The sequence below is a fragment of the Pseudomonas sp. GZD-209 genome, assembly GCF_049310485.1.
In the GTDB taxonomy this organism is placed as follows: domain Bacteria; phylum Pseudomonadota; class Gammaproteobacteria; order Pseudomonadales; family Pseudomonadaceae; genus Aquipseudomonas; species Aquipseudomonas sichuanensis.
Map to the genome: position 1 here is coordinate 31,975 of NZ_JBMOWQ010000144.1, position 26,687 is coordinate 58,661.

24 protein-coding genes and 5 tRNA genes are annotated in these 26,687 nt (G+C 64.7%); 9 read left to right on the forward strand and 20 right to left on the reverse strand.

The genetic code is table 11. The features are described 5' to 3' along the window. The first annotated feature begins 460 nt into the window (after positions 1–460). Entirely contained in the window at positions 461–3,691 is a 3,231-nt protein-coding gene (gene rne, locus ACO6VM_RS17225; RefSeq protein WP_422403567.1) for a ribonuclease E, read from the forward strand. Between the two features lie 151 nt (positions 3,692–3,842). On the opposite strand, the gene murB is transcribed toward rne, so the two are convergent. The 8 genes from murB to ACO6VM_RS17265 all read right to left on the reverse strand — a co-directional run bounded on the left by murB (position 3,843) and on the right by ACO6VM_RS17265 (position 11,016). Then, complete coding sequence (gene murB, locus ACO6VM_RS17230; RefSeq protein ID WP_401057848.1) at positions 3,843–4,862, reverse strand: UDP-N-acetylmuramate dehydrogenase; 1,020 nt, start codon at positions 4,860–4,862, stop codon at positions 3,843–3,845. After that, positions 4,859–5,323, reverse strand: a complete 465-nt coding sequence (locus ACO6VM_RS17235) for a low molecular weight protein-tyrosine-phosphatase (RefSeq protein WP_401057846.1) — start codon at positions 5,321–5,323, stop codon at positions 4,859–4,861. Before ACO6VM_RS17235 ends, murB begins: the two co-directional genes overlap by 4 nt. Further along, positions 5,323–6,087, reverse strand: a complete 765-nt coding sequence (kdsB, locus tag ACO6VM_RS17240; protein WP_422403568.1) for a 3-deoxy-manno-octulosonate cytidylyltransferase — start codon at positions 6,085–6,087, stop codon at positions 5,323–5,325. Before kdsB ends, ACO6VM_RS17235 begins: the two co-directional genes overlap by 1 nt. Further along, the gene (locus ACO6VM_RS17245; protein ID WP_125463219.1) at positions 6,084–6,269 is read right to left on the reverse strand and encodes a Trm112 family protein; all 186 of its coding nucleotides are present in this window, start codon (positions 6,267–6,269) and stop codon (positions 6,084–6,086) included. The genes kdsB and ACO6VM_RS17245 overlap by 4 nt, the downstream gene beginning before the upstream one ends. A gap of 40 nt (positions 6,270–6,309) precedes the next feature. Continuing rightward, positions 6,310–7,314 carry a tetraacyldisaccharide 4'-kinase gene (gene lpxK / locus ACO6VM_RS17250; protein ID WP_401057842.1) on the reverse strand — a complete coding sequence of 335 codons (1,005 nt, stop codon included), beginning with the start codon at positions 7,312–7,314 and terminating at the stop codon, positions 6,310–6,312. Continuing rightward, a complete protein-coding gene (locus tag ACO6VM_RS17255) occupies positions 7,314–7,748 on the reverse strand; it encodes an ExbD/TolR family protein (RefSeq protein WP_125463217.1) in 435 nt (144 codons plus the stop codon). Before ACO6VM_RS17255 ends, lpxK begins: the two co-directional genes overlap by 1 nt. Further along, positions 7,745–8,380, reverse strand: coding sequence for a MotA/TolQ/ExbB proton channel family protein (locus ACO6VM_RS17260; RefSeq protein WP_390967753.1), 636 nt, complete (start codon positions 8,378–8,380; stop codon positions 7,745–7,747). The genes ACO6VM_RS17255 and ACO6VM_RS17260 overlap by 4 nt, the downstream gene beginning before the upstream one ends. A 416-nt stretch (positions 8,381–8,796) precedes the next feature. After that, complete coding sequence (locus tag ACO6VM_RS17265; protein WP_401057839.1) at positions 8,797–11,016, reverse strand: DNA internalization-related competence protein ComEC/Rec2; 2,220 nt, start codon at positions 11,014–11,016, stop codon at positions 8,797–8,799. 144 nt (positions 11,017–11,160) lie between these two features. Between ACO6VM_RS17265 and ACO6VM_RS17270 the strand changes: the two genes are divergently transcribed. Then, positions 11,161–11,787, forward strand: a complete 627-nt coding sequence (locus tag ACO6VM_RS17270; protein ID WP_157966878.1) for a DUF2062 domain-containing protein — start codon at positions 11,161–11,163, stop codon at positions 11,785–11,787. On the opposite strand, the gene ACO6VM_RS17275 is transcribed toward ACO6VM_RS17270, so the two are convergent. From ACO6VM_RS17275 to ACO6VM_RS17285, 3 genes are all read right to left on the reverse strand, one after another. Continuing rightward, a complete protein-coding gene (locus ACO6VM_RS17275; protein ID WP_125463214.1) occupies positions 11,671–12,450 on the reverse strand; it encodes an ABC transporter permease in 780 nt (259 codons plus the stop codon). The two genes, ACO6VM_RS17270 and ACO6VM_RS17275, sit on opposite strands and share 117 nt — an antisense overlap. Next, positions 12,447–13,379 (reverse strand): ABC transporter ATP-binding protein, encoded by a 933-nt coding sequence (locus ACO6VM_RS17280; RefSeq protein ID WP_125463213.1) that lies wholly within the window; start codon positions 13,377–13,379, stop codon positions 12,447–12,449. Before ACO6VM_RS17280 ends, ACO6VM_RS17275 begins: the two co-directional genes overlap by 4 nt. 135 nt (positions 13,380–13,514) lie before the next feature. Beyond that, positions 13,515–14,138, reverse strand: a complete 624-nt coding sequence (locus tag ACO6VM_RS17285; RefSeq protein WP_401057836.1) for a glutathione S-transferase — start codon at positions 14,136–14,138, stop codon at positions 13,515–13,517. Positions 14,139–14,846: 708 nt separating this feature from the next. Here ACO6VM_RS17285 and ACO6VM_RS17290 point away from each other — a divergent pair. The 4 genes from ACO6VM_RS17290 to ACO6VM_RS17305 all read left to right on the forward strand — a co-directional run bounded on the left by ACO6VM_RS17290 (position 14,847) and on the right by ACO6VM_RS17305 (position 18,482). After that, on the forward strand, positions 14,847–15,086 hold the full coding sequence (locus tag ACO6VM_RS17290) for a hypothetical protein (RefSeq protein WP_322359306.1): 240 nt from the start codon (positions 14,847–14,849) through the stop codon (positions 15,084–15,086). Continuing rightward, complete coding sequence (locus ACO6VM_RS17295; RefSeq protein WP_322359307.1) at positions 15,083–15,334, forward strand: DUF3077 domain-containing protein; 252 nt, start codon at positions 15,083–15,085, stop codon at positions 15,332–15,334. The genes ACO6VM_RS17290 and ACO6VM_RS17295 overlap by 4 nt, the downstream gene beginning before the upstream one ends. 182 nt (positions 15,335–15,516) lie before the next feature. After that, positions 15,517–17,964, forward strand: a complete 2,448-nt coding sequence (locus ACO6VM_RS17300; RefSeq protein WP_401057834.1) for an acyl-CoA dehydrogenase — start codon at positions 15,517–15,519, stop codon at positions 17,962–17,964. A 107-nt stretch (positions 17,965–18,071) separates the two neighbouring features. Beyond that, entirely contained in the window at positions 18,072–18,482 is a 411-nt protein-coding gene (locus tag ACO6VM_RS17305; protein WP_125857878.1) for a PA2817 family protein, read from the forward strand. Positions 18,483–18,756: 274 nt separating this feature from the next. Here ACO6VM_RS17305 and ACO6VM_RS17310 read toward each other — a convergent pair. From ACO6VM_RS17310 to ACO6VM_RS17330, 5 genes are all read right to left on the reverse strand, one after another. Continuing rightward, a tRNA-Gly gene (locus tag ACO6VM_RS17310) sits at positions 18,757–18,832 on the reverse strand. Positions 18,833–18,914: 82 nt separating this feature from the next. Beyond that, positions 18,915–18,990, reverse strand: a tRNA-Gly gene (locus tag ACO6VM_RS17315). 4 nt (positions 18,991–18,994) lie between these two features. Beyond that, positions 18,995–19,070: transfer RNA gene (locus ACO6VM_RS17320), tRNA-Glu, on the reverse strand. 92 nt (positions 19,071–19,162) lie between these two features. Then, positions 19,163–19,238 (reverse strand) — tRNA-Gly (locus tag ACO6VM_RS17325). A gap of 2 nt (positions 19,239–19,240) precedes the next feature. Then, positions 19,241–19,316 (reverse strand) — tRNA-Glu (locus tag ACO6VM_RS17330). Positions 19,317–19,688: 372 nt separating this feature from the next. Between ACO6VM_RS17330 and ACO6VM_RS17335 the strand changes: the two genes are divergently transcribed. Continuing rightward, the gene (locus tag ACO6VM_RS17335; RefSeq protein ID WP_125463203.1) at positions 19,689–20,456 is read left to right on the forward strand and encodes a hypothetical protein; all 768 of its coding nucleotides are present in this window, start codon (positions 19,689–19,691) and stop codon (positions 20,454–20,456) included. Between the two features lie 79 nt (positions 20,457–20,535). Here the strand turns inward: ACO6VM_RS17335 and ACO6VM_RS17340 are convergent, their stop codons facing one another. Then, positions 20,536–21,018, reverse strand: coding sequence for a GAF domain-containing protein (locus ACO6VM_RS17340; protein WP_347149164.1), 483 nt, complete (start codon positions 21,016–21,018; stop codon positions 20,536–20,538). Beyond that, positions 21,019–21,906 (reverse strand): ATP-binding protein, encoded by an 888-nt coding sequence (locus ACO6VM_RS17345; protein WP_401057831.1) that lies wholly within the window; start codon positions 21,904–21,906, stop codon positions 21,019–21,021. 97 nt (positions 21,907–22,003) lie between these two features. On the opposite strand from ACO6VM_RS17345, the gene ACO6VM_RS17350 reads away from it, so the two are divergent. Continuing rightward, a complete protein-coding gene (locus ACO6VM_RS17350; RefSeq protein WP_401057829.1) occupies positions 22,004–24,355 on the forward strand; it encodes a hybrid sensor histidine kinase/response regulator in 2,352 nt (783 codons plus the stop codon). Here ACO6VM_RS17350 and ACO6VM_RS17355 read toward each other — a convergent pair. Both ACO6VM_RS17355 and msrB read right to left on the reverse strand, forming a co-directional pair. Next, positions 24,345–24,833: a glutathione peroxidase gene (locus tag ACO6VM_RS17355; protein ID WP_125463199.1), complete on the reverse strand. Its 489-nt coding sequence runs from the start codon at positions 24,831–24,833 to the stop codon at positions 24,345–24,347. The two genes, ACO6VM_RS17350 and ACO6VM_RS17355, sit on opposite strands and share 11 nt — an antisense overlap. Positions 24,834–24,845: 12 nt before the next feature. Continuing rightward, on the reverse strand, positions 24,846–25,241 hold the full coding sequence (gene msrB / locus ACO6VM_RS17360; protein ID WP_110996440.1) for a peptide-methionine (R)-S-oxide reductase MsrB: 396 nt from the start codon (positions 25,239–25,241) through the stop codon (positions 24,846–24,848). A 165-nt stretch (positions 25,242–25,406) separates the two neighbouring features. On the opposite strand from msrB, the gene ACO6VM_RS17365 reads away from it, so the two are divergent. Beyond that, positions 25,407–26,618 carry a pyridoxal phosphate-dependent aminotransferase gene (locus tag ACO6VM_RS17365; protein WP_347149161.1) on the forward strand — a complete coding sequence of 404 codons (1,212 nt, stop codon included), beginning with the start codon at positions 25,407–25,409 and terminating at the stop codon, positions 26,616–26,618. The last annotated feature ends 69 nt before the right edge of the window (positions 26,619–26,687 follow it).

Consider the following 26,687-nt stretch of genomic DNA (forward strand, 5'->3'; position numbering starts at 1 on the left):
TACCCGCGCTGACGAAAAATGCAACCCGTTGCGGATTCAGCGCGCGGCAGCACCCGAATTATCAGGGATACGTGCAGGGTGGAGATGCACAGCCCTCGGACCGTGTAGCACCGCGTCCGGCCACCGCCCCACTGAACGGGCGATGAGCGGATAAGGTCCTGAACAGACGCTCTAGCGGCGTCCACGGCTGACGGTTGATTCCTCCTCCTGTCATGAGTGCACGAGGCCTGTCTGGCTGATTCGGCTATCGATGAACGTCGATTCGAACACCTAAGGGGCTCGTTGACACCACAGCGAACAGGACGCGTCGTCGCGACAACGGCAGGCTGGGCAACCGGCTGGTGCCGAACGTTGCTCGACACGGGGGTGGCCCGCCACCCTTTGCGCACCTTGGCACCGACCCCGATACGTCGTGTGTGCCGAACGCCGTTTCCGGCAGCCCGGAAACCGACGGTACAACATGAAAAGAATGCTGATTAACGCAACTCAACCCGAAGAGTTGCGTGTAGCCCTGGTAGACGGCCAACGCCTCTACGACCTGGACATCGAGTCCGGCGCGCGCGAGCAGAAAAAGGCCAACATCTACAAAGGCAAGATCACCCGCATCGAGCCAAGCCTCGAAGCCGCCTTCGTAGACTTCGGTTCCGAACGTCACGGCTTCCTGCCACTCAAGGAAATTTCCCGCGAATACTTCAAGAAGACCCCCGAAGGCCGGGTCAACATCAAGGAAGTACTGAGCGAAGGCCAGGAAGTCATCGTCCAGGTCGAGAAGGAAGAGCGCGGCAACAAAGGCGCCGCCCTGACCACCTTCATCAGCCTGGCTGGCCGTTACCTGGTGCTGATGCCAAACAACCCGCGTGCCGGCGGCATCTCCCGCCGCATCGAAGGCGAAGAGCGCAACGAACTGCGTGAAGCCCTCAACGGCCTGACCGTTCCAGGCGACATGGGCCTGATCGTGCGCACCGCCGGCCTTGGCCGCAGCAGCGAAGAAATGCAGTGGGACCTCGACTACCTGCTGCAGCTGTGGACCGCCATCAAGGAAGCCTCGCTGGACCGCACCGCGCCGTTCCTGATCTACCAGGAAAGCAACGTCATCATCCGCGCGATCCGCGACTACCTGCGCCAGGACATCGGCGAAGTGCTGATCGACAGCATCGACGCCCAGGAAGAAGCCCTGACCTTTATCCGCCAGGTGATGCCGCAGTACGCCAGCAAGGTCAAGCTGTACGAAGACAGCGTCCCGCTGTTCAACCGCTTCCAGATCGAAAGCCAGATCGAAACCGCCTTCCAGCGCGTTGTCGACCTGCCGTCCGGCGGCTCGATCGTCATCGACCCGACCGAAGCCCTGGTGTCCATCGACATCAACTCGGCGCGCGCCACCAAAGGCAGCGACATCGAAGAAACCGCCCTGCAGACCAACCTGGAAGCGGCCGAAGAAATCGCCCGCCAGCTGCGCCTGCGTGACATCGGCGGCCTGATCGTCATCGACTTCATCGACATGACCCCGGCCAAGAACCAGCGCGCCGTCGAAGAGCGCGTGCGTGAATGCCTGGAGGCCGACCGCGCCCGCGTGCAGGTTGGCCGCATCTCGCGTTTCGGCCTGCTGGAAATGTCCCGTCAGCGTCTGCGCCCATCGCTGGGTGAAAGCAGCGGCATCGTCTGCCCACGCTGCTCCGGCACCGGCATCATCCGTGACGTCGAGTCGCTGTCGCTGGCCATCCTGCGCCTGATCGAAGAAGAAGCGCTGAAAGACCGTACCGCCGAGGTACGTGCCCAGGTCCCGATCCCGGTCGCTGCCTTCCTGCTCAACGAGAAACGCAACTCGATCACCAAGATCGAACTGCGCACTCGCGCGCGCATCATCATCCTGCCGAACGATCACCTGGAAACGCCGCACTTCGAAGTCCAGCGCCTGCGCGACGACAACCCGGAAGTGCTGAACAACCAGTCCAGCTACGAGATCGCAGCCACCGAAACCGAAGAAGCGCCGCAGCCGACCGCCACCCGCACCCTGGTTCGCCAGGAAGCCGCGGTCAAGACTGCTCCGGCCCGCGCCAACGCTCCCGTACCGAGCACAGAAGAAGCACAGCCTGCCGCAGCACCGGTAGCCGCAGCCGCCCCTAGCGTGCCAGAGCCAAGCCTGTTCAAAGGCCTGGTGAAGTCGCTGGTCAGCCTGTTTGCCGGCAAGGAAGAGCCTGTCGCCGCCCCGGTCGCCACCACCGAGAAGCCGGCCGCCGAGCGCACGCCGCGCAACGAGGAGCGCCGCAACGGTCGCCAGCAGAGCCGCAACCGCAATGGCCGTCGCGACGAGGAGCGCAAGCCGCGTGAGGAACGCGCCGAGCGTGCCCCGCGTGAAGAGCGCCAGCCACGCGAAGAGCGTGCCCCTCGCGAGGAGCGCGCCCCACGTGAAGAGCGTGCGCCGCGTGAAGAACGCGCACCACGCCAGCCGCGTGATGACCGCCGTGGCAACCGTGAAGAACGTGTACGCGAACTGCGCGACCCGCTGGACGCCGCACCGGCTGCCCGCGATGAGCGCCAGCCGCGTGAAGAGCGTGCACCGCGTGAAGAACGCGTAGCCCGTGAAGAGCGCGCTCCACGCGAAGAACGTGCACCACGTGAAGAGCGTGCTCCGCGTGAAGAACGCGCACCACGTGAAGAGCGTGCACCGCGTGAAGAACGCGCACCACGTGAAGAACGTGCACCACGCGAAGAGCGCCAACCACGTCCGCCGCGTGAAGAGCGCCAGCCGCGCCCTGACGAGCAGGTTGCCGAACAGGCTGCCGAGCTGAACGAGGAGCAACTGCCGAACGAAGAGCTGCTGCAGGACGAGCAGGAAGGCGCCGATGGCGAGCGTCCGCGCCGTCGCTCCCGCGGCCAGCGCCGTCGCAGCAACCGCCGTGAACGTCAGCGCAATGCCGATGGCGAGCTGATCGAAGGCGGCGACGACGAAGCCGGCGAAGAGCAGCAGCCACAACAGCACCAGGCCACCGCCCTGGGTGCCGAACTGGCCGCCGGCATCGCTGTCACCGCCGCCGTCGCCACCAGCAACATCAGCGCCGACGCCGAAGCCCAGGCCAACGAGCAGGCCGAACGCGCCAGCGCCGTTGTCGCCGAAGCCCAGGCTGAAAACAGCGAAGTGGTCCAGGTTGCCGAGCAAGCCGAGGCCATCGCGATCGCTCCAGTGGTCGAGCAGCCGGTCAGCGAGCCCGTAGTTGCCGCCGAGCCGAGCTTCGAGCCTGCTGTTGAGTTGGCACCACAGCCAGTGATCGAAGAAGCGGTTGCCGAGCAGGTGGCTGTCGTGATCGAAGCTGAACCGGTCGTGGAGGCTCCAGCAGTGGCAGCCGCCGAGATCGAACCAGCGCCGGTCGCCGAAGCGGCTGAAGTTCAGGCTCCGGTTGCCTTCGAAGCGGCTCCGGCCGTCGAGGCCCAGGCTGTTGAAGCACAAGCTGAAGTGGTCGAAGCACCAGCTGCCGAACCGGCTCCAGTGGTTGCCGAGCAGGCACCTGCCGAAGTCGAAGCTGTTGTCGAGCCGGCCCCTGTCATGCTGGCGAACGGCCGCGCGCCGAACGACCCGCGTGAAGTACGCCGCCGCAAGCGCGAAGCCGAAGCAGCCGCTGCTGCCCTGGCTGCCGCCCAGGCCGCTCCAGCCCTGGAAACCACCGAAGACGAGCACAAGCCTCATCACGGTTGATTCCGGTCGCTGAATGAAAAAGCCCCGCCAGTGCGAACTGGCGGGGCTTTTTCATTGCCGGGAAAACTTGGCACCGGCTTCGCCGGTGATCGCGGGGCAAGTCGCAGCGGCGCACCGCCGCCCGTGGGAGCGGGCTTGCCCCGCGATTGCGTCAGTACAGGTTCGGCTCCATCTCCAACTCCACGCCGAACCGTTCAAGGATATCCGCCTGGATCCTCTGCGCCAGCGCATACATCTGCGCCCCGCTCGCCTGGCCATAGTTCACCAATACCAACGACTGCAAGCGGTGTACGCCGGCGTCGCCATCACGGTGGCCCTTCCACCCCGCCTGCTCGATCAACCAACCCGCCGCCAGTTTCACCTGGCCACCGGCCTGCGGATAAGCCACCACGGTCGGGTAAGCGCTACGAATCTTGTCTGCCAGCTCCACCGTCACCACCGGGTTCTTGAAGAAGCTCCCGGCATTGCCCAGCTCGGCCGGGTCCGGCAGCTTCTCCTGGCGAATGCTGCAGATCGCATCACTGATGGCCTGGGCAGTCGGCTGCCCGACGCCCTGCTCGGTCAAACGCTGACGCACCGGGCCGTAATCCAGGTGCGCCCGCAACGTCCGGTCCAGGGCAAAACGTACGCGCAGGATCAACCAACGCCCGGGGTTGCGCTTGAACAGGCTGTCCCGGTAGCCGAACGCGCACTCCTGCAGCGTGAAATCGCGCAGCTCGCCGGTCTCTCGGTCGAGCGCGGTCAGGCCGGCGAACACGTCCTTGATCTCGACCCCATAGGCACCGACGTTCTGCATCGGCGCGGCCCCCACGGTGCCAGGGATCAGGCTGAGATTCTCCAGCCCGCTCAGGCCTTGAGCCAGGGTCCACTGCACGAAGGGATGCCAGGGCTCACCGGCCTCGGCCTCCACCACCACCCGCTCGCCGTCATCGCTGAGCAGGCGCCGGCCACGGCTGGCCATGTGCAGCACCAAGGCGTCGATGTCGCGGGTCAGCAGCAGGTTGCTGCCACCGCCGATCACCAGCACCGGCACCTGCCGCTCGGCGGCCTCGGCCAGGGCCTGACGGGCTTCGTCATCGTCATGGGCCTGGGTGAAGTAACGCGCACGCACATCGATGCCGAAGGTGTTGTAGGGCTTGAGCGATACCTGTTGCTGCCACGCCACCGTCATAACCGCCCCTTGATTTCCACTACCAGCTCGCGGCAGGCCGCCTCGATCAGGTCCAGGACCTGCTCGAAACCTTCGGCACCGCCGTAATAGGGGTCGGGCACTTCATCCAGCGCCGCGCCGTAGCGGCGCAGGAACAGGTCCAGCTCGCCCTTGGCGTTGTGCGGGCGCAGCGCCTTGAGGTTGGCCAGGTTGCTGTTGTCCATGGCCAGGATCAGGTCGTATTCAGCGAAATGCGCCGCCTTGACCTGCTGAGCGCGCTGGCGCGACAGGTCGTAGCCACGCGCCAGCGCGGCCTTGCAGGTACGGCTGTCGGGGGCCTTGCCCACATGCCAGTCACCGGTGCCGGCAGACGCCACCTGCACCTGGTCAGCCAGGCCTGCGGCCTCCAGCTGGTGGCGCAATACGCCTTCGGCAGTGGGCGAACGGCAGATATTGCCGAGGCAGACGAACAGAACGCGCATCAGGCCTCCAGCAAGCGCCGCACGCGCTCCAGGTCTTCAGGGGTGTCGACGCCCACGGCCGGGGCTTCGATGGCATCGGCCACGTGAATACGCACGCCATGCCACAGCGCGCGCAGCTGCTCCAACGCCTCGGTCTGCTCGAGCCAGCATGGGCCCCAGCCGACGAAGTCCTGGAGGAAACCGACGCGGTAGGCATACATGCCGATATGGCGACGGTACGGCACACCCTCGGGCAGCACGTCACGCGCCTTGGCAAAGGCATCGCGGGCCCAGGGCAAAGGTGCACGGCTGAAGGTCAGCGCCAGGCCGTTCTTGTCGCTGGCAACCTTGACCGCGTTGGGGTTGAACAGGGTTTCCGGCTCGTGGATCGGCTCGGCCAGCGTCGCGATGCCAGCTTCGGGGTGCGCGGCGAGGTTGGCCGCCACCTGGTCGATGATCACCGGCGGGATCAGCGGCTCGTCACCTTGCACGTTGACCACGATGGCATCGGCCGCCAGCCCGAGCTGGGCGGCAACTTCGGCCAGGCGATCGGTGCCCGACTCATGGTCGGCGCGGGTCAGCAGCACCTCGGCGCCGAACGCCTGGCAGGCCTCGACGATGCTGGCATCGTCGGTGGCGATGACCACGCGCTTGGCGCCACTCTTGCGCGCCTGCTCCCACACATGCTGGACCATCGGCTTGCCGGCAATCGCCAGCAGCGGCTTGCCCGGCAGGCGCGTGGAGCGCAGCCGGGCGGGGATCACCACGGTGAAATCCAGGCTCATTTGTCCAGGCGCTCTTCATCGGTCAGGGTGCGCGCTTCGGTTTCCAGCATCACCGGGATGCCGTCGCGGATCGGGTAGGCCAGGCCCGCGCCCTTGCTGATCAGCTCGGTCTTGTCGGCGCTGAGCTTGAGCGGGCCCTTGGTGATCGGGCAAGCCAGGATATCGAGCAGTTTGGTGTCCATGGGGTTTCCTTGAGGCCAGTGGCCGGAAAATGAAAAAGGCTCAGGGGCGACCGGGCAGCAGGCGGTCCAGCTGTGCGTCGAACCAGGCGGCAAAGGCCGCCGAAGGCAGCGCATCGACCGCCAGGTACCACCAGTCGTCGGCGGCGAAGGGCCGGCACTTCACCGCATCCTTCTCGGTCATCACCAGCGGCAGCGGCGGGCTGAACGACAGCAGCTCACGGCTGTACGGCGCATGGTCGGCGAACGGGTGCGGCAGCGGCTGCCAGTTTAGCCCCTGCAGGGTATTGAAGAAACGTTGCGGGTTGCCGATGCCGGCCACGGCATGCAGCGCCTGGCCCGCAGGAAACAAGTCAAGGTCACGGCGCTCGCCGCTGCGCAGGTTGATCAGCGCGGTGGGTTGCAGGCGAAACGCGAAGCCTTGGTCACGGTCGGCCGCGGCGCCATTGAACAACACCGCGTCGGCCTCGTGCAGGCGCTCGGCCGGCTCGCGCAGCGGCCCGGCGGGCAGGCAGCGGCGGTTGCCCAGGCCACGGGCGGCGTCGATCAGCACCAGCTCCAGGTCACGGGCCAGGCGATAGTGCTGCATACCGTCATCGCAGAGGATCAGGTCGGGCGCATCGCTGGCCAGCAGCGCCTGCACGGCGCGGGAACGGTCGGGGTCGATCATCAGCGGCACGCCGGTACGCTGGACGATCAGCAACGGCTCGTCGCCGGCCTGTTCGGCGCTCTGCTCGGCGGCGACGCGCCAGGGGTATTCAGGCGGCTTGGCGCCATAACCACGGCTGACCACGCCCACCTTGAGCCCACGCTTTCGGCAGTGCTCGATCAGCCAGAGGATCATCGGGGTCTTGCCGGTGCCGCCAACGGTAATGTTGCCCACTACTATCACTGGCACCGGAGCCCGGTAGCTGGCGCTCTCACCACTGAGGAAGCGCGCGCGCTTGCGCATCACCACCCGGCGGTACAGCGCCTCCAGCGGGCGTAGCAGGGCCAGGGCTGGATGACCGTTGTACCAGGCGGCGAGCAGGCGATCGGCGAAGGCCATCAGGGTTTACCCTGCGCAGCCTCGACGGTGGTCATGCGCAACTTGCTGAAGCCGAGCTTGCCGGCCGCATCCATTGCGGTGATCACAGCCTGGTGCGGGGTCTTGCCGTCGGCGCTGATCGCCAGCGGCAGGGTGATGTCACCGCCGGATTCCTTCTCGATCGCCTCGGTCAGGGTGTCCAGGTCGCTCTTGGGCAGCAGGTGATTGTTCACCGAATACACACCCTCGGCGCTGATGGAGATTTCCACCAGTTTGCCCTGGTCGGCCGGCGCCTGCTCGGCACTGGCGGCCTCGGGTAGTTCGACGCGCAGTTGCGTCTCACGGGTGAAGGTGGTGGTGACCACGAAGAACAGCAGCAGCACGAACACCACGTCGATCAACGACGCCAGGTTGATGTCGACGTTCTCGCGCTGACGGTTGCGCCGGAACTTCACGCCTTGCCTCCGGCCACTTCCACTTCACGGTCGCCCTGCAACACCTCCACCAGTTTGATCGCTTCCTGCTCCATGCCCACCACCAGCTCATCGATGCGGCGCAGCAGGAAACGGTGGAAGAACACCGCCGGGATACCGACCATCAGGCCGGCGGCCGTGGTCACCAGCGCCTTGGAAATACCCCCGGCGAGTACTGCGGCGTTGGCGGTCATCTGCGAGCCCATGAAGGCGCTGAAGATGTCGATCATGCCCAGCACCGTGCCCAGCAGGCCGAGCAACGGGGCCATGGCGGCAATGGTGCCGAGGGTGCTGATATAGCGTTCCAGCTCGTGGATGACCCGCGAAGCGGCTTCCTCGATGCACTCTTTCATGATCTCGCGGCCATGGCGCGAGTTGGCCAGGCCGGCGGCGAGGATCTCGCCCAGCGGCGAGTCGGCGCGCAGGGCCTTGAGCTTGTCACTGGTGAGTTGCTTGTCCTTGATCCACATCCACACCTGGCCCAGCAGGTGCGGCGGGGTGACACGGCTGGCGCGCAGGGTCCACAGGCGCTCGACGACGATTGCCATGGCAACGATGGAACTCAGGATGATCGGCACCATCATCCAGCCACCGGACTTGACCAATTCCCACACAGTAAGCATCCCCTCGGAAAAAGGCCGCCACTCTACCATACGCACGCGGGGGGCTCATCTGCCGGAGGTCAGGGAAATCGTAGGGTTCGACTTGGGAGTTGCGGGGTGGCGCAAATCGAGCGCCGCCCGCGCGGCGCATCGCGGGGCAAGCCCGCTCCCACATTTGTTTCGGGCCAGTCTCTTCTGTGCCATAACCTGGTCCGCCTTGTTGGCACGGCGCGGTTCTGGCGTGGTCGCTAACGCTGCTTCACATGACTCAAGACATGCGCCAAGGCGGGCAGCGGTACTTTCACAGGACTCATTGGCCCGAAACAGATGTGGGAGCGGGCTTGCCCCGCGATGCGCCGCGCGGGCGGCGCTCGATTTGTGCCCCACCACAACACCCAAGGCATGCACTCCAAACATCCAGCAAATATTCATTCCTGATCGCGCCAGAACCGCCGCCGCCCCCGCGCGCCCTCCACCCCACCATGGTCCCCTAACAGCAACCGCAGTGCGCCCTCCAAGGCCGTGTCATGAATGCTCATACCCTGCCGCCGATAGCGCTCGATCACCTGCGGATGAGGATGCCCGAACCCATTGTGCCGCCCACGCGATATCAACACCCCGCGCGGGGCCATGGCCCTGATGAGCGCCTCGCTGGACGACGTGCGGCTGCCATGGTGCGGCGACTGCAGCCAGTCGATACGCGGATCCTCCGTCGCAGCCAGCCAGGCCCGCTCGGCCCCGGCCTCCATGTCGCCTGCCAGCAGCAGCCGCTCGCCATTGGCCTCGACCCGCAGCACACAGGACCGCTCGTTGCTGTTGGGCCCGGCCGGCCAATGCCAGAGTTCAAAGTCGACACCATCCCACTGCCAGCGCTCGCCACTCTTGCAGGGCTGGCCGTGCAAGCCTGCCGCCAACGCCGTCGCTTCACCGGCCAGCACCCGTTTCACCGGCAGCCCACGATGAACGGCTACGGCGCCCCCGGCATGGTCGGCATGGGCATGGCTGATCAGCATCAGGTCCAGCTGCCGCACCCCGAGCTTGCGCAAGGTCGGCAGCACCACGCTTTCGCCCAGGTCGCTTGCCCCCATCGCGGGGCCGGCGTCATACAACAGGCTGTGCTGGCGAGTGCGCAGCAACACCGCCAGCCCTTGGCCAACGTCCAGCTGCCAGACTTCGACCTGGCCATGCGGCACCTGCTCACGTGGCGCCCACAGGGCCAGCATCAGGACCGCACCCGGCACACGCAAGGGCACGCCCCGAGGCAACAGCACCAGCAACGCACCAAGTCCCACCAGCAGCCCAGCCCACAGCGGCAGTGGCTCGGCGATCCACGCCGGCACAAGCCCTGCCACCAGGGCAAGCCAGCCAAACAGGCCGTGCAGCGAAGCGCCCGCCAGCCACAACAGCCCCTCCCCCAACCAGGGCAGCGGCAACAGCGCGGTACCGAGCAAGGCCAAGGGCAGCACAGCCAGGCTCAGCCACGGCACCGCCAGCAGGTTGGCCAGCGGCGCCGTAAGGCTGATCGGCAGGCCCAGCGCCAGCAGCACCGGCAGCAGGCCCACGGCGATCACCCATTGCGCCCGCGTCCAGGCCTGCCAAGGCCGCCAGGCGCCCAGCCGGGCGGAAAAACACAGCGCCAGCACCGCCACGGCGGCGAACGATAGCCAGAAGCCCGGCAGCAGGCTGGCCAGCGGCTCGACCAGCAACACCCCCAGCAGCGCCAGCAACAAGGGCAGCCCCACGCCCAACTGGCGAAAGCGCAGGCGCCACAGCAGCACCACCGCCAGCATCAGGCAGGCACGCTGTACCGGCACGCCAAAACCCGCCAGCCAGCCATACAGCAGCGCCGCCCCCATGGCCAGACCGCAGGCCCAGGGCAACCAAGGCAGGCGTCGCGGCCACACGCCCAAGCGGGCCAGCCCGGCCACCCCGCCATAGACCAACCCGGCCAGCAGCCCGATATGCTGCCCGGAGATCACCAGCAGATGGACCGTGCCGGTGGCTTGCAGCGCCTGCCAGTCCTGGCGCGCCAGCCCCGCGCCATCGCCCAGCACCAGCGCCGCCAGGGCCGCTTCACGCCCATGGGCATCCACCGCCAGCAAGCGTTGGCGGATGCCGTCGCGCCAGTCGTGGGCGGGAGCGCCCAGCCGCTCACCCGCCTTGACCGTGCCGGTCGCGCCGATCCGGCGCGCCAGCAAGGTAGCCTCGCGGTCCGGGCCATGGGGGTTGAGCAACCCATGCGGGCGCCGCAAGTTGACCGCCAGCCGCCAGCGCTCCCCGGCGCGCAACTCCGGGCCATCGAACCAGCTCAGTTGTAACCGCTGCGACAACTCGGCCCGACGCGAACTGGCCTGCTCCAGCTCGAAGCGCACACCGTGCTCGGTGCGCGCCGGCAGGCCGACCACCCGCCCCTCCAGCCACAAGGTGCGCCCGTCCAGTGCCACGGCCAGCCGATCATCCAGTGCCTGCTGCGCCGACCAGCACGCCCAGCACAGCCCCAACAGGTAACAGCCAAGCGGCCAGCCCCGCGTACGCAGGCAGGCCAGCCCCAGCAATAGCAGTGCAAGCAACCACCCGACCGGTGGCAGAGCAGGCAGAAAGCGCAGGCTCAACAGCCCGAGCACGAGCGCAAGCATCCCTGTGCGCATGAGATAGAGCTCCAGAAGCGAAAAACGCCCCTGAGGCTTAGCTGATCAAGAGGGAAATCTTGCTAAACAATTGTCACAAACTCTGAACGAGGCTGCGATTCAATCAAGGCATACTGACGCCCTTCAACCCCGCCGGGAGCCCACATGCCGCGCCGTCTGTTCAAACGCTACATGCCGGACCCGACCAGCATCAGGGAGCACAAGTCGTTACGCTTTTTCGGCAAGCTGCTCCACGACCCCAACCTCTGGCACCTCAACCGTCACTCGGTGGCGCGGGCCATGGGCGTCGGGCTGTTCGCGGCGTTGATCCCCATCCCCATGCAGATGCTGCTGGCCGCCGCCCTGGCGATCCCGGTACGCGGCAACCTGCCCATCGCGGTGAGCCTGGTGTGGCTGACCAACCCGCTGACCATGCCACCGGTGTTCTTCGTCACCTACATGACCGGCGCCTGGCTGATGCAGGTACCGCCGCGCACGCTGCCCGAAGAGATCACCGTCGACTGGGTCACCGACCAGCTGGCAACGCTCTGGCAACCCTTCCTGCTGGGCTCGGTGGTGTGCGGGGTGGTGCTTGGCGTGCTCGCCTACTTCACCACCCAGTTCTACTGGCGCTGGTGGGTGGGCCGGCAATGGCGCCGGCGCCAGTGCCGCTGCCTACGCCCGCATGCCGCGGCCGCTGACCAGCAGGCGGATGCACAGCAGGTAGAGCAGCGCGGTAGCCACCAGCATGAAGGTGATCGCGGTGCCAATGCTGATGTCCGACACCCCTAGGATGCCGTAGCGGAACGAGTTGACCATGTGCAGCACCGGGTTGGCCAACGACACGGTCTGCCAGAACGGCGGCAGCAGGGTGATCGAGTAGAACACCCCGCCCAGGTAGGTCAGCGGCGTCAACACGAAGGTCGGGATGATCGAGATATCATCGAAATTGCGCGCGAACACCGCGTTGACGAAGCCCAGCAGCGAGAAGATGGTCGCGGTCAGCAACACCACCACCACGGTCACGCCCAGGTGATGCACCTGCAAGTGGGTGAAGAACAGCGACAGGATCGTGACGATCACCCCCACCGCCAAGCCACGCAGCACACCGCCCAATACGTAGCCGACCAGGATGATGTGCGGCGACACCGGCGACACCATCAGCTCTTCGATGGAGCGCTGGAACTTGCTGCCGAAGAAGCTCGACACCACGTTGCCGTACGAGTTGGTGATCACCGACATCATGATCAGCCCCGGCACGATGTACTCCATGTAGGTGAAGCCACCCATGTCGCCGATCTGCCGGCCAATCAGGTTACCGAAGATCACGAAGTACAACACCATGGTGATCGCCGGCGGCAGCAGGGTCTGCGGCCAGATGCGCAAGAAGCGCCGCACTTCGCGGTAGACGATGGTGTTCAGGGCCACCCAGTTGGTGCGCAGCTCCACACTCATACGGCCACCTTCGACAGATTTTTTTCCACCAGGGACACGAACAACTCCTCGAGTCGGTTGGTCTTGTTGCGCAGGCTCTGCACCTCGATGTTCTTCAGCGCCAGCTGGCCGAACAGCGCGGTGATGCCGATCTCCTTCTCCACCTGCACTTCCAGGGTGTGCGGGGTGATCAGCCGGCACGGGTAGCCCTGCAGCTCAGGCGCAGCGGGCAGGTCGTGCTTGAGGTCGAGCACGAAGGTCTCGACATGCAGCTTGCCCAGCAGCTGGCGCATGCTGGTGTTCTCGACGATGGTGCCGTGGTCGATGATGCCGATGTTGCGGCACAGCTGCTCGGCCTCTTCGAGGTAGTGGGTGGTGAGGATGATGGTGATGCCCTTCTGGTTGAGCTCGGTGAGGAAGCTCCACATCGAACGGCGCAGCTCGATGTCCACCCCCGCGGTCGGCTCGTCGAGGATCAGCAGGCGCGGTTCGTGGATCAGCGCCCGGGCAATCATCAGGCGGCGCTTCATGCCCCCGGACAGCGAGCGTGACTGCACGTCACGCTTGTCCCACAGCCCCAGTTGGGTCAGATACTGCTCGGCACGCTCCTTGGCCAGCTTCGGCGGGATGCCGTAGTAGCCCGCTTGCGTGACGACGATGTCGAAGGTCTTCTCGAACTGGTTGAAGTTGAACTCCTGGGGCACCACGCCCAGGCAGCGCTTGAGCGCAGCCGGCTCGCGGTCCAGGTCGTGGCCGAACACGTTGACCGTGCCACTGGTCTTGTTCACCAGGGTGGAGAGGATGCCGATGGTGGTGGACTTGCCGGCGCCGTTGGGGCCCAGCAAGGCGAAGAAGTCGCCTTCGGCGACGTCCAGGTCGATGCCCTTGAGGGCCTGGAAGCCGTTGCCGTAGGTCTTGGTCAGCTGTCGGATGGACAGGGCGGAACTCATAGCGGGTCACGTACCGGATAAAGAATGGTTCAGGACACGCCAGGCAAAGTCACTGGCGCAGTGAGTGCGGCCATGGTGCAAGGGCCGGCCGCACAAGTACAGTCACATCTATTGATAATGACTATCGAAGTGGCGTCACGTCAGGGCGGTCATCACCGCCGCCTGGTAGGCCGGGCGCTGTTTCAGGCGCTCGTACCAGGCTTCGAGGTGGTACATGGCCGGGCGTTCGATGGGCATTTCGAACCAGGCGTAGATGAAGCTGCCCAGGGGGATGTCGCCCATGCCGATCTGCTCACCGGACAGGTAGGGCTGTTTGGCCAGGGTTTCGTCGGCGATGGCCAGCAACTGGGCGCACTGCTTGTGCGCGGCGTTGATCGCCACCCAGTCGCGCTGATCTTCGGGGGTGCGCAGCAGGCCCCAGAACAGCGGGCGGAACGGGGTGGCGAAGGACGAGGTGGTCCAGTCCATCCACTTGTCCGCCAGGGCTCGCTGGCGTGGGTCATCGAGGTACCAGCCCTGCTCCTCGCCGTACTCGGCGCACAAGTAGCGGACGATGGCGTTGGACTCCCACAGCACCAGGTCGCCGTCTTCGAGCATTGGTACCAGGCCGTTGGGGTTGAGGGCCCGGTAGTGCGGTTCGTTGACCACGCCGAAGGCGCCGCCAGCGTCGATGGATTCAAAGTTCAGGCCCAGTTCGTGGGCGATCCACAGCGCCTTGCGCACATTGCTCGAATTCTTGCGGCCCCAGATCTTCAGCATGGCGATGTCCTTATGAATGCGGGAGGGGGACAGTCTACTCCAGGCTTGGGCGTTGTGTGGGGGTGTGAGGGCCCTATCGCGGGGCAAGCCCGCTCCCACATTTATTTCGGGCCAATTACTCCTGTGAAAGTACCGGTGCCCGCCTTGGTGCATGTCTTGAGTCATGTGAAGCAGCATTAGCGACCACGCCCAAACCGCGTCGTACCAACAAGGCGGACCAGGTAATGGCACAGGAGAGACTGGCCCGAAACAAATGTGGGGCTTGTCCCGCGATGCGCCGCGCGGGCGGCGCTCGATCTCATAGGCGCTGCAAAGCTGTCGCCTGGCACCTGGCCGCCCTCACGCGGTAGCCTGCCAGGACCACCAAGGACATACCTCCCAACCCGTAAGACATTTCCGAACCTGAAACCAAATGCTTCAGCCAGCAGCGCTTGGGAACTATCCTACGCGCCTGCCGGAAGTTGCTGCGTTGTCGGGGAAACACCACAGGGATAACTTCACCCGGTCGCCACATTTGGTGACCGGGTGTGAGAACCCGACCACATATGACAACCAGCGGTTCCCTAATGGTGGCCGTGTGCGGGCAGACTTTGGTCTGGCCGGGTTTGTCCTATGTCCCGGTTTCTCACCTCGTACACGGCCGCCACCCTCACCTCGTGAGAAAGGATCTGGATGGTGGTTTTCAATGACCGCATAGGACTCTTTATCATGAAAAAAATCGTCCCCGATCCACCCCGCTTCTTCCCCTACCTAACTGTCTCCCCCGACCTCACCCCCGAAGCCGCCCGCGCCGAAGCCACCCGTCTGATGGCCTGCCTGCGCGAAGTCCTCGACCTGTACTTCGACAACAACCGCGAAGAACAACGCCAGACCCTGCTGAACACCTGCGTCTACCTGAACCAGCTGCTCTACCCGTTGATCCGCCACGAAACGGGAGCACGGCCATGACCGCTCCGACCGACCATGGCAGCACCTCAGGCACCACCCCCTGCCTGGAGCTGTTCCGCATCCAGCCCGGCATCCCCTTCCAGCACGCCTTCGACGAGTTGTCGGTACTGCTTGGCTGCATCCGTCACCTCACCTGCGAAGCCGAAATGGAAAACGACATGCTCGCCGGCAGCTCGGCGCGCATCCTCAGCGCCATGGCCAAGGCGCTGATCGATGACATGGAGCTGGGGATGAATCGCTCCGGTTGATCCAAAGGCCTCATCGCGAGTTCAAGCCCGCGCCCACGATTGGAATGCAATTCACATGCGTGGGAGCGGGCTTGCCCCGCGATGGCTGAGCGAACTCTTGGCGCCCCGCCGTGTCAGTCCTCCTAGCCCGTCTAAGCTCTGTGGGTCGGCTGAATGCCCCCTGGTTTCAAGGAGGAAGGATCATGTTGCTGTTGTGGTTGCTGGTATTGGTATTGGGCGCTGCGTACCTCACGCACCGTCGCTTGCCCCCTTTGCAGATCCTCGCGGCGATGGCCGCCTACACCTTGCTGATGGGCGTGTTCAGCCATGCCCCCGGCTGGCTGCTGACGCTGATCTGGGCAGTGATCGCCATAAAGGTCGCCTTCATCGCCCTGCCCGAAATACGCCGCAAGCTGTTCACCGCGCCCGTGTTCAAGTGGTTCCAGCGCACCCTGCCGCCCATGTCGCAAACCGAACGCGAAGCCATCGACGCCGGCACCGTGTGGTGGGACGGCCACCTGTTCAGTGGCCGCCCGGACTGGAACACCCTGCTCGACTACCCGGCCCCGAAACTCAGCGATGAAGAACAGGCCTTCATCGACGGCCCCACCGAAGAACTATGCGCCATGGTCAGCGACTGGCAGATCGGCCAGGACCTGGACCTGCCGCCCGAAGCCTGGGCGCACATCAAGCAGCATGGCTTCTTCGCCCTGATCATCCCGAAAGAGTACGGCGGCAAAGGTTTCTCGGCCTATGCCCACTCGCAGGTGGCGATGAAACTGGCCACTCGCAGCGGCGACCTGGCCTCCACGGTGATGGTGCCCAACTCCCTGGGCCCGGCCGAACTGCTGCTGCACTACGGCACCGATGAACAACGCAACCACTACCTGCCGCGCCTGGCCCGTGGCGACGAGATCCCCTGCTTCGCCCTCACCGGCCCGCTGGCCGGCTCCGACGCCGGCGCCATGCCCGACACCGGCATCGTCTGCAAAGGCCAATGGCAGGGCGAAGAAGTCATTGGCCTGCGCCTGAACTGGGAAAAGCGCTACATCACCCTGGGCCCGGTAGCCACCTTGCTGGGCTTGGCGTTCAAGGCCTACGACCCGGACCACCTGCTCGGTGATCAGGAAGAACTGGGCATCAGCCTGGCCCTGATCCCCACCGACACCCCAGGGGTGGAAATCGGCAAGCGCCACCTGCCGATGGGCGCCGCCTTCATGAACGGCCCCAACAGTGGCAAGGATGTATTCGTGCCGTTGGAGCAGCTCATCGGTGGGCAGCAGATGCTCGGCAAGGGTTGGATGATGCTGATGAACTGCCTGTCGGTGGGCCGCTCCATCTCGCTGCCCGCAGTCGGCACCGGCGCGGCCAAGTACACCAGCCTGGTCACTGGCCAGTACGCGCGTGTTCGCGAGCAGTTCAACGTACCGCTGAACGCCTTCGAGGGCATCCAGGAGTGCCTGGCGCGCATCGGCGGCAATGCCTGGCTGATGGACAGCGCCCGCCTGCTCACCGCCAAGGCGGTGGATCTCGGCGAAAAGCCCTCGGTGCTGTCGGCGATCCTCAAGTACCACCTGACCGAGCGCGGTCGCGAATGTATCCAGCACGCCATGGACGTGCACGGCGGCAAGGGCATCATCATGGGCCCGAACAACTACCTGGGGCGCAACTGGCAGGGCGCGCCGATCTTCATCACCGTCGAGGGCGCCAATATCCTCTCGCGCAACCTGATGATCTTCGGCCAGGGCGCGATCCGCTGCCACCCGTTCGTGCTCAGGGAAATGGCCCTGGTCGGGCGCGAAGACCAGGACCACGCGCTGAAAGAGTTCGACGACCTGCTAATGCAGCACATCCTGTTCGCCGCCGGTAATGCTGCCAGCACCCTGGTGCTGGGCCTTGGCCTGGGGCATTTCGAGAAGGTGCCGGGCGATGCCCTGAGCCAGGGCTATTTCCGTGCCCTCAACCGCCAGGCCGCAGCCTTCGCCCTGCTGGCCGACCTGTCGATGATGCTGCTCGGCGGCGCGCTCAAACGCCGCGAACGGCTCAGCGCGCGGCTGGGCGATGTGCTCAGTTACCTGTACCTGGCCAGCGCCGCGCTCAAGCGCTACCACGACCTGGGCTCGCCCGAGCACCTGCGCCCTCTGCTGCGCTGGGCGCTGGAGGAAAGCCTGGGCAAGGCCGAGCAGGCCCTGGATGCGCTGCTGGACAACTTCCCCAACCCTTTCATCGGCTGCGCCCTGCGCCTGCTGGTGTTCCCGTTTGGCCGCCGCCACACCGGGCCCAGTGACGAACTGGATGCCGAAGTGGCCGCACTGATCGGCCGCAGCAAAGGCGATGAAGCACTGGAACACGTGCTGGCCGGCTGCTTCCGACCACAGGCCGAGGGTGACCCGGTGGCGGCGCTGCAACGGGCCTGCGATCTGCTGGATGAGGTGGCACCCTTGCAGGCGGTACTGCACAAAGCACTCAAAGCAGGCACGGTGCAACTGCAACCGGGCCAGTCGGCGATCGATGCGGCGGTGCAGGCCGGTGTGTTGCAGGCGGCCGACGGGCAACGCCTGCAGGCCGCCGAGCAGGCCAGGCGGGTGGTGATCGATGTGGATGCGTTCGACAAGGAGCAACTGTTGCCGGTACCCGGCAAGGTGCGCTGAGGATCATCGCGGCGCACAGCCGCTCCCACGGTGTGTAGCGTGGGAGCGGGCTTGCCCCGCGATTGGCGTATACTGCGCCCCTGTTTAGAACCACCGAGGACCACCCCATGGCCAACCCCCAGCTGGACTACCACCTGCAACTGCTGCATCACCTGCGCACCATCCTGGCCGCGCTGGGCGAGGCCGAGCAGGTGCCCGAGGAGAGCCACGCCCTGTTCCTCGAACGCTACGACGAACTGCTGACCCTGCTCCCGCAAGACCCGCTCGAAAGCCAGTACCTGGGCCAGGACCTGCTGTGCCAGGTGATCCAGCGCTATCCGCAGATCGCCCACCTGGTGCCCCGCGACCTGCTGTGGTTCTTCGGCGGCGACTGCCTGCACTTCATGCCGGACGACGAGCTGGCGCTGTACCAGCAACTGGAGGAACGCCGCTACGAAGCCGAACAGAACGACGAACCGTTCGACTGGCACCAGGAAAAACAACTGTTGACCCACAGCGGCCAGGGCAACACGCACTGATTCGCAAAACGCCCCACCCTACCGCGTGGGGCGTGCTTTCCTGAAACGGCTGCATTTTTTCTGTCGAAACTTCGAACACCCGTCCTTGCAAAGCCATCAGATCGAACCGCTTCAACAATGACTTGTCAGGCTCGCGCGCCGAGTCGATGGAAGTCTTGTTCGACAACAAGGCTTGCTGGCTGATGATCTCGAGCATCGAGGCTGTGCTGGTGGATCGCGCGGCCTGATACAGGCAAAAAAAAACGCCACTCCGAAGAGTGGCGTTTTTCATGTTTGGAGCGGGAAACGAGACTCGAACTCGCGACCCCGACCTTGGCAAGGTCGTGCTCTACCAACTGAGCTATTCCCGCAAAGTGAAGCTTTACCGCATTTGGCGTGAAGCGCCATGAAGACCTTCACCACCTGCACCGTACAAGACGACGCCGTTGAAACTGGAGCGGGAAACGAGACTCGAACTCGCGACCCCGACCTTGGCAAGGTCGTGCTCTACCAACTGAGCTATTCCCGCAATATGGCGTCCCCTAGGGGACTCGAACCCCTGTTACCGCCGTGAAAGGGCGGTGTCCTAGGCCACTAGACGAAGGGGACTAAGCCGACGCTTTTCAGCGCACCAGAACATGAACCTCGCGATTCAGCCTGGATTTTCTTTTCCTGCCCTGCCTAAACAGGGCCGGAGAAACTGGAGCGGGAAACGAGACTCGAACTCGCGACCCCGACCTTGGCAAGGTCGTGCTCTACCAACTGAGCTATTCCCGCATTGGCGTCCCCTAGGGGACTCGAACCCCTGTTACCGCCGTGAAAGGGCGGTGTCCTAGGCCACTAGACGAAGGGGACACAGCTACATCTTCACTCCCTGCCGCGTTCCGCTGTGTGCTTTACGCTGCAAGTGGCGCGCATTCTATGGATGCCATGGAAAGCCGTCAACCCCTTTGTAGAAATTTATTTAAATCAATGACTTCCCGCTTTCCTATAAGGTGCTGACAGGTGCGTCCAGGGATTGGCGTTGATTTTCTGACGGCAGCCCGGCAAGCTCATGGCAATGCGCCAGCATCTGGAGAAATCCGGACTGCGGCCGACATATACCAATACATGAAGCCGACAGCGAACGGCACGCCCCAAAGCTGTCCGCCAGGCTGCACTGTTCGCTTTTCGGCGAACTCACTACACTCTCGTACAGATGCAAAACTTCTTCATGAGGCGTTTACGGTGACACCACTTCTGATCACCCTGCTTATCGTTGCGGGTATCGCATTGCTGATCGTGATCGGCTACCTCAACAACGTGGTCGAGAACAACAAGCTCGAACGCGTCCGGCTCAAGGTAGAACTGGCCGACCGCCTGCGCCGCTGCGGTGAAATCACCGAAACCTTCCCCGGCCAGTTCATGACTCCGGCGCTCAAGCTGCTTCTGACCCGCCTGGAACTCAACCTCAACCAGCGCCAGCTGGCCCTGGACAAGCACAGCGCCGAGCTCAAGGCACGCATCGCTGAACTTGAGGGCCTGATTGCCCAGGGCGACAAGATCCCGGTGAGCAACCCGCCCTCGCCTATCCACACCGAGGTCAAGGCCAAGGACGTGCGCTTCTTGCTGGAGCTGCTGCACAATCAGATCGTGCGCGCCACCCAGGAAGGCTTCCTGGCCACCAACGAGGGCAAGTACTGGGTCAAGGAGATCCGCCACATCCTGGTGTTGCTGCACATCGAGTTCTTCAACAACCTGGGCCAGCAGGCGCTGCAGCAGAACCAGCCGGGCCAGGCGCGGTTGGCCTTCGAGCGTGGCGTGCAGTACCTGCGCAAGCAGCCCGAGCCTAAACAGTACGAAGAACAGCTCACCTATATGGAGAAGCTGCTGAACCGGGCGAACGCCCAGGTACTGGACCAGATGGAGCCGGCAGCGGACGACCAGAACGCACTGACCGAAGGCCTCAAGACCGACGAGGACGAGACCTGGAAGAAGCGGGTCATCTACGACTGATCCAGCCGTGGGAGCGAGCTTGCCTCGCGATGGCAACAGCACAAATGGAAAGGGGCCTTCGCAGGCCCCTTTCTTCATTTCAGCAATCAGTCAATTCTAGAAAAATCGCCGCCAAGCGCTCCAGCCCGGCCTGGTCGGCCTCACTGAAACGCCCGACCTTCGGGCTGTCCAGGTCAAGCACCCCGATCAACCGCCCGTCCTTGAGCAACGGGATCACCAGCTCGCTGTTCGACGCGCTGTCACAGGCGATATGCCCGGGGAAGGCATGCACATCCTCGACCCGCTGGGTCTGACGGGTGGCTGCCGCAGCACCACATACGCCCTTGCCGAACGGAATGCGCACACACGCCACCTGGCCCTGGAACGGCCCGAGCACCAACTCTTCGTTACGGTTGAGGTAGAACCCCGCCCAGTTCAGGTCGTCCACCTGGTTGTACAGGAAGGCCGAAAACTGCGCGGCATTGGCGATGAAGTCACGCTCGTCGGCGAACAGCGCCTGCACTTGCGCGGCCAGCAGGGCGTAGCCGTCGAGGCCTTGGCCACTGGCGTTGAGGTCGATCATTTATTTCTGCTCCAGCAATTGCAGCCCGACCCAGTAGCGGGCGAACTGATAGGCACAACGGCCATTACGGTTGCCGCGGCCGGTGGCCCAGCGCACGGCGAGAATATCGAGTGCTTCGGTGCGCTGCCAGGCAAGCCCGGCCTGGCGCGCCAGCTTGCCGATCCAGTGTTCGACCACATTGAGGAAGTGTTCCTGGCTGAAGGGGTAGAACGACAGCCACAGGCCGAAACGGTCGGACAAGGCAATCTTGTCTTCCACCGCTTCGTTGGGGTGCAGTTCGCCGTCGACCATCTTCCAGTTTTCGTTGTCGCTCTGTTTTTCCGGCACCAGATGGCGGCGGTTGGAGGTGGCGTACAGCAGCACGTTGTCCGGGGCCTGCTCCAGCGAGCCGTCGAGCACGCTCTTGAGCACCCGGTAGTCGCCCTCCCCCGCTTCGAACGAGAGGTCGTCGCAGAACAGGATGAAGCGCTGTTCGAGCTTTTGCAGTTGCTCCACCACACGCGGCAGGTCGGCCAGGTGGTCGCGCTCGATTTCGATCAGGCGCAGGCCATTGCCGGCGTGTTCGGCCAGCAGCGCACGCACCAGCGACGACTTGCCGGTGCCGCGCGAGCCCCACAGCAAGGCGTGGTTAGCCGGCATGCCGTTGATGAACTGGTGGGTGTTGCGCCCCAGTTGGTCACGCTGCTGGTCGACGCCGATCAGGTCGGACAGGCGAATGTCGAGGCTGACCTCAAGCGGCATCAGGTAGCCGCTGCGGCCATCGCGCTGCCAGCGGGCGGCGAGGGTTTGCGACCAGTCGATGTCCGGGCGTGGCGCGGGCAACAAGGGTTCGAGGCGCGCAAGAACAGATTCGGCGCGGTCGAGAAAAGCGGTAAGGCGGGCGTCCATGATGGCTCCTGAAAGCAGGCAATGAGAGCGTCGGACCGCTATCGCGGGGCAAGGCTGAATGTTTGACAGACCCGCCAGCAGCCAGGGCTGATCGGCTATGCTTGCGCAGCGCACGGAGCACATCACCGGCTTGGGACCCATGGATATCAAGTTCACCAATCGCCTGTCATACAAGCAAGCCCGGTTGACAGTCCTGGTCGGCTTCATCCTGGGAACATTGCTCAGTCTCATCCAGATCGGCATCGATTATGCCAGCGAAGACGCGTCCATCAACCGTGAAATTCAGGCGCTGCTGAAGATCAGCCACGACACCGCCTCACGGATTGCCTACAACATCGACACCGAACTGGCCCAGGAACTCACCGGCGGCCTGCTCAAATCTCCGGCGCTGCTGCGCGCCCGCCTGATCGACAACAACGACACGGTGCTGGCCGACACCGAGCGCCCCAGACTGGAAAGCCGCTACCGACCGCTGTCGGACTTCCTGTTCGGCGAGCAGCGCCAGTTCCAGGACCGCCTGTACCTGGCCCACATGCCCGGCGAATACCTGGGCACCCTGTACCTGGACGTCGATACCTTTGCCTTCGGCGGGCGCTTCCTCGACCGCGCCGGGGTTACCCTGCTCAACGGTTTCGCCCGCAGCCTGGTGCTCACCGGCATCCTCCTGGCGCTGTTCTACCTGATGCTGACCAAACCGCTGGTCACGGTGATCAGCGCCTTGAGCGGTGGCGATGCGCGCACGCCGCGGCAAACCCGGGTGGACTGCCCCAAGGGCCATGAAAACGACGAGATCGGCGTGCTGGTCAAGGTCGCCAACCAGCAGTTCGTCAGCATGGCCACCGAGATCCAGCAGCGGCGCAACGCCGAGAACCGCCTGACGCAATACCTCAACGAACTGGAAGACATCGTCTCGGCCCGCACCAACGAGCTCAAGGCCAGCAACAACCGCCTGAGCCAGTCCAACCAGGAGCTCGACGAAGCGCGTCAGCGGGCCCTGGGCATGGCCCAGGCGCGCGCTGCCTTCCTGGCCAACATGAGCCACGAGATCCGCACACCGCTCAACGGCATGCTTGGCATGATCGCCCTGGCCCTGGACAGCCCCCTGGCCGGCGAGCAACGCCAGCAGCTGTCAATCGCCCACGACTCGGGCAAGGTGCTGGTGGAACTGCTCAACGACATTCTCGACCTGTCCAAGTTCGACGCCGGCCAGCTGGAGCTCGAACGTATCCCCTTCGACCTGGGGGCAATGCTTGAAGACACCGCCAACCTGCTGTCGCAGAACGCTGCGGCCAGCGTCGAGCTGACCTGCCTGATCAGCGCGAACTTCCCCAGCAGCGTGCTTGGCGACCCCACCCGGGTCAGGCAGATCGTCAGCAACCTGCTGTCCAACGCGCTCAAGTTCACTCGCTTCGGGCGCGTCGACCTGCGCCTGTCGAGCATCGTCGGCGGCGTGCGCCTGGAAGTCAGTGACACCGGGATAGGCATCCCCGAGGAGGCCCAGGCGCGCATCTTCCAGCCCTTCACCCAGGCTGGCGCGGGCATCACCCGCCAGTATGGCGGCACCGGCCTGGGCCTGACGCTGACCCACAACCTGTGCAAGGCCATGCAGGGCCGCCTGCACATCCAGTCCGAAACCGGCTTTGGCAGCCGCTTCAGCGCCGACCTGCCGCTGCCCGCCCACACCGAGGCGATCCCGCCAGCGCCGCTGGCCGGGCGCGTGGTGGCACTGACGAATGCCGGCAGCGGCCTGGCCGAGCTGCTGCAGGGGCTGCTGCCGGGCTGGGGGCTGGACTATGTGCGGATCGACGCGGCCAGCGAACTCAGCGGGGGCGTCGACCTGCTGATCACCGATGACCTGGACCCGTTACTGGCGCTGCGCCCAAACATCCAAGCGCCGATCCTGCTGGTGACCGCCTACGGCAGCTTCCTGCCCAGCGAGCAGGCCGCGCAACTGGCCCCCCTGCAGCAACTGGCCCGTCCTCTGGCGCGCAACGCCCTCTACCACACCCTGCGCCGCACCCTGCTGGGCGAGGCCAACGCCCCCCTGCCCCACGAGGTGTCGCTGGCACAGGAACGTCGGGCGCGCATCCTGCTGGTTGAGGACAACCCGGTGAACCAGTTGGTGGCCAAAGGCATGCTGGCCAAGCTCGGCTGCCAGGTGCAGGTCGCCGCCCAGGGCGCCGAAGCCCTGGAGTTCCTGGAGCAGGAAACCTTCGACCTGGTGCTGATGGACTGCAACATGCCCGTGATGGACGGCTACGAAGCCAGCCGGCGCATCCGCCAGAGCGGACGCTGGCCGGAACTGCCCATCGTCGCCCTGACCGCCAACGCCATGCCCGAGGAGCGCGAACGCTGCCGCGCCGCCGGCATGAACGACTACCTGGCCAAACCGTTCCGCCGCGAAGAGTTACTGGCGCTGATCGATCATTGGGTGCCACTCAGCGCTTGAGCAAACGCTCGATGTCGGCCTCCAGGGCCTGGGGCTTGGTGGTCGGCGCGTAGCGGATGACCTTGCCGGTGGCCGGGTCGAGCAAGAACTTGGTGAAGTTCCACTTGATCTTCTGCGAACCCAAGAGGCCCGGAGCACGCTGCTTGAGCGCGGCGAACAGCGGGTGGGCGCCGGGGCCGTTGACCTCGACCTTGCGAAACAGCGGGAAGCTCACGCCGAAATTGACCTCGCAGAACTGCGCTATCTCGCGGGCATCACCCGGTTCCTGCTTGCCGAACTGGTTGCAGGGGAAGCCCAGCACCACCAGCCCTTGTTCGCGGTAGTCCTGCCACAGGCGCTCCAGGCCCTTGTACTGCGGGGTGAAACCGCACTGGCTGGCGGTATTGACCACCAGCAGCGCCTTGCCGGCGAAATCGCCCAGCACTTTCTGCTCGCCACCGAGGGTGACACAGGGGATGTCCAGCAGTGCATCGGCCATGCGTTTGCTCCTTCAATCGCGGGGTTTGAGGTCCAGGCACACCGAGTTGATGCAATAGCGCAGGCCGGTCGGTGGCGGGCCGTCGGGGAACACGTGGCCCAGATGGGCGTCGCATTGCGCACAGGTGACTTCGGTGCGGATCATGCCGTGGGAGGTGTCGCGGATCTCGATCATCGCGGCCTCTTCGATTGGCTGGTAAAAGCTCGGCCAGCCGCAACCGGAGTCGAACTTGGCCTTCGCGTCGAACAGCGCCAGGTCGCAGCAGATGCAATGGTAGATGCCGTCGCGCCGTTCGCTGTTGTACTTGCCGCTGAACGGCCGCTCGGTGCCTTTCAGGCGGCACACCTGGTACTGGGCGGGGTCGAGCATGGCGCGCCACTCGTCCAGTGTCTTGTCGATCTTTTGCATGAAGGGACCTCGGCAGGCTGAATTTCACCTCGCACCGTCTTTATTTATGGCGCGGGTGGAACGTATATTAGTTGGCTTTCCAAGCCAGCCAGTCTGGCATGCGCCTCGCCCTTTTCAAACCTTTGACCGGCGGCGCGCCGCGCCTTGTCCAACCAGGATCCCATCATGCAGTTCAGCAAATCGAATAAGCTCGCCAATGTCTGCTACGACATTCGCGGCCCAGTGCTCAAGCACGCCAAACGCCTGGAAGAGGAAGGCCACCGCATCCTCAAGCTGAACATCGGCAACCCGGCGCCGTTTGGCTTCGAGGCGCCGGACGAAATCCTCCAGGACGTGATCCGCAATCTGCCCACCGCCCAGGGCTACAGCGATTCCAAAGGCCTGTTCAGCGCGCGTAAAGCGGTGATGCAGTACTGCCAGCAGAAGGAAATCGAAGGCGTCACCATCGAGGACATCTACCTGGGCAACGGCGTGTCCGAGCTGATCGTGATGTCGATGCAGGCACTGCTCAACAACGGCGACGAAGTGCTGATCCCGGCCCCCGACTACCCGCTGTGGACCGCCGCGGTGAGCCTGGCCGGCGGCAAGCCGGTGCATTACCTGTGCGACGAGCAGGCCGACTGGTTCCCTGACCTCGAAGACATCAAGGCCAAGATCACCCCGAACACCAAGGCCCTGGTGATCATCAACCCGAACAACCCCACCGGCGCGGTGTACTCCAAGGAGTTGCTGCTGGGCATGCTGGAGCTGGCGCGCCAGCACAACCTGGTGGTGTTCTCCGACGAGATCTACGACAAGATCCTCTACGACGAAGCCGTGCACATCAGCACCGCCTCGCTGGCGCCGGACCTGCTGTGCCTGACCTTCAATGGCCTGTCCAAGTCGTACCGCGTGGCGGGTTTCCGTTCCGGCTGGCTGATCATCTCGGGCCCCAAGCAACATGCCCTGAGCTACATCGAAGGCATCGACATGCTGGCCAACATGCGCCTGTGCGCCAACGTGCCGGCCCAGCACGCCATCCAGACCGCCCTGGGCGGCTACCAGAGCATCAACGACCTGGTACTGCCGCCTGGCCGCCTGCTGGAGCAGCGCAACCGTACCTACGAACTGCTCAACGACATCCCCGGCGTGAGCTGCGTCAAGCCGATGGGCGCGCTGTACGCGTTCCCGCGTATCGACCCCAAGGTGTGCCCGATCTTCAACGACGAGAAATTCGCCCTCGACCTGCTGCTGTCGGAGAAGCTGCTGATCGTCCAGGGCACGGCGTTCAACTGGCCGTGGCCGGACCACTTCCGCGTCGTCACCCTGCCACGGGTGGATGACCTGGAGCAGGCGATCGGCCGGATCGGTAACTTCCTGCGCACTTACTCGCAGTAACGCCATCGCGGGGGGGGGGCGAGGCCCCCCGCGGGCGGGGACGGCCCGCGACCTACTTCTTTCCTCTCT

Excerpts from the sequence above, each read along its gene's own strand:
- ACO6VM_RS17290 (WP_322359306.1), top strand. The coding sequence starts at position 14,847 with ATGAAAAAAATCGTCCCCGATCCACCCCGCTTCTTCCCCTACCTAACT.
- murB (WP_401057848.1), bottom strand. The coding sequence starts at position 4,862 with ATGACGGTGGCGTGGCAGCAACAGGTATCGCTCAAGCCCTACAACACC.
- ACO6VM_RS17350 (WP_401057829.1), top strand. The coding sequence starts at position 22,004 with ATGCTTGCGCAGCGCACGGAGCACATCACCGGCTTGGGACCCATGGAT.
- msrB (WP_110996440.1), bottom strand. The coding sequence starts at position 25,241 with ATGCAAAAGATCGACAAGACACTGGACGAGTGGCGCGCCATGCTCGAC.
- ACO6VM_RS17300 (WP_401057834.1), top strand. The coding sequence starts at position 15,517 with ATGTTGCTGTTGTGGTTGCTGGTATTGGTATTGGGCGCTGCGTACCTC.
- ACO6VM_RS17270 (WP_157966878.1), top strand. The coding sequence starts at position 11,161 with ATGCCGCGCCGTCTGTTCAAACGCTACATGCCGGACCCGACCAGCATC.
- lpxK (WP_401057842.1), bottom strand. The coding sequence starts at position 7,314 with ATGGCCTTCGCCGATCGCCTGCTCGCCGCCTGGTACAACGGTCATCCA.
- ACO6VM_RS17365 (WP_347149161.1), top strand. The coding sequence starts at position 25,407 with ATGCAGTTCAGCAAATCGAATAAGCTCGCCAATGTCTGCTACGACATT.
- ACO6VM_RS17305 (WP_125857878.1), top strand. The coding sequence starts at position 18,072 with ATGGCCAACCCCCAGCTGGACTACCACCTGCAACTGCTGCATCACCTG.
- ACO6VM_RS17280 (WP_125463213.1), bottom strand. The coding sequence starts at position 13,379 with ATGAGTTCCGCCCTGTCCATCCGACAGCTGACCAAGACCTACGGCAAC.
- ACO6VM_RS17345 (WP_401057831.1), bottom strand. The coding sequence starts at position 21,906 with ATGGACGCCCGCCTTACCGCTTTTCTCGACCGCGCCGAATCTGTTCTT.
- ACO6VM_RS17295 (WP_322359307.1), top strand. The coding sequence starts at position 15,083 with ATGACCGCTCCGACCGACCATGGCAGCACCTCAGGCACCACCCCCTGC.
- rne (WP_422403567.1), top strand. The coding sequence starts at position 461 with ATGAAAAGAATGCTGATTAACGCAACTCAACCCGAAGAGTTGCGTGTA.
- ACO6VM_RS17340 (WP_347149164.1), bottom strand. The coding sequence starts at position 21,018 with ATGATCGACCTCAACGCCAGTGGCCAAGGCCTCGACGGCTACGCCCTG.
- kdsB (WP_422403568.1), bottom strand. The coding sequence starts at position 6,087 with ATGAGCCTGGATTTCACCGTGGTGATCCCCGCCCGGCTGCGCTCCACG.
- ACO6VM_RS17285 (WP_401057836.1), bottom strand. The coding sequence starts at position 14,138 with ATGCTGAAGATCTGGGGCCGCAAGAATTCGAGCAATGTGCGCAAGGCG.
- ACO6VM_RS17235 (WP_401057846.1), bottom strand. The coding sequence starts at position 5,323 with ATGCGCGTTCTGTTCGTCTGCCTCGGCAATATCTGCCGTTCGCCCACT.
- ACO6VM_RS17245 (WP_125463219.1), bottom strand. The coding sequence starts at position 6,269 with ATGGACACCAAACTGCTCGATATCCTGGCTTGCCCGATCACCAAGGGC.
- ACO6VM_RS17275 (WP_125463214.1), bottom strand. The coding sequence starts at position 12,450 with ATGAGTGTGGAGCTGCGCACCAACTGGGTGGCCCTGAACACCATCGTC.
- ACO6VM_RS17265 (WP_401057839.1), bottom strand. The coding sequence starts at position 11,016 with ATGCGCACAGGGATGCTTGCGCTCGTGCTCGGGCTGTTGAGCCTGCGC.
- ACO6VM_RS17355 (WP_125463199.1), bottom strand. The coding sequence starts at position 24,833 with ATGGCCGATGCACTGCTGGACATCCCCTGTGTCACCCTCGGTGGCGAG.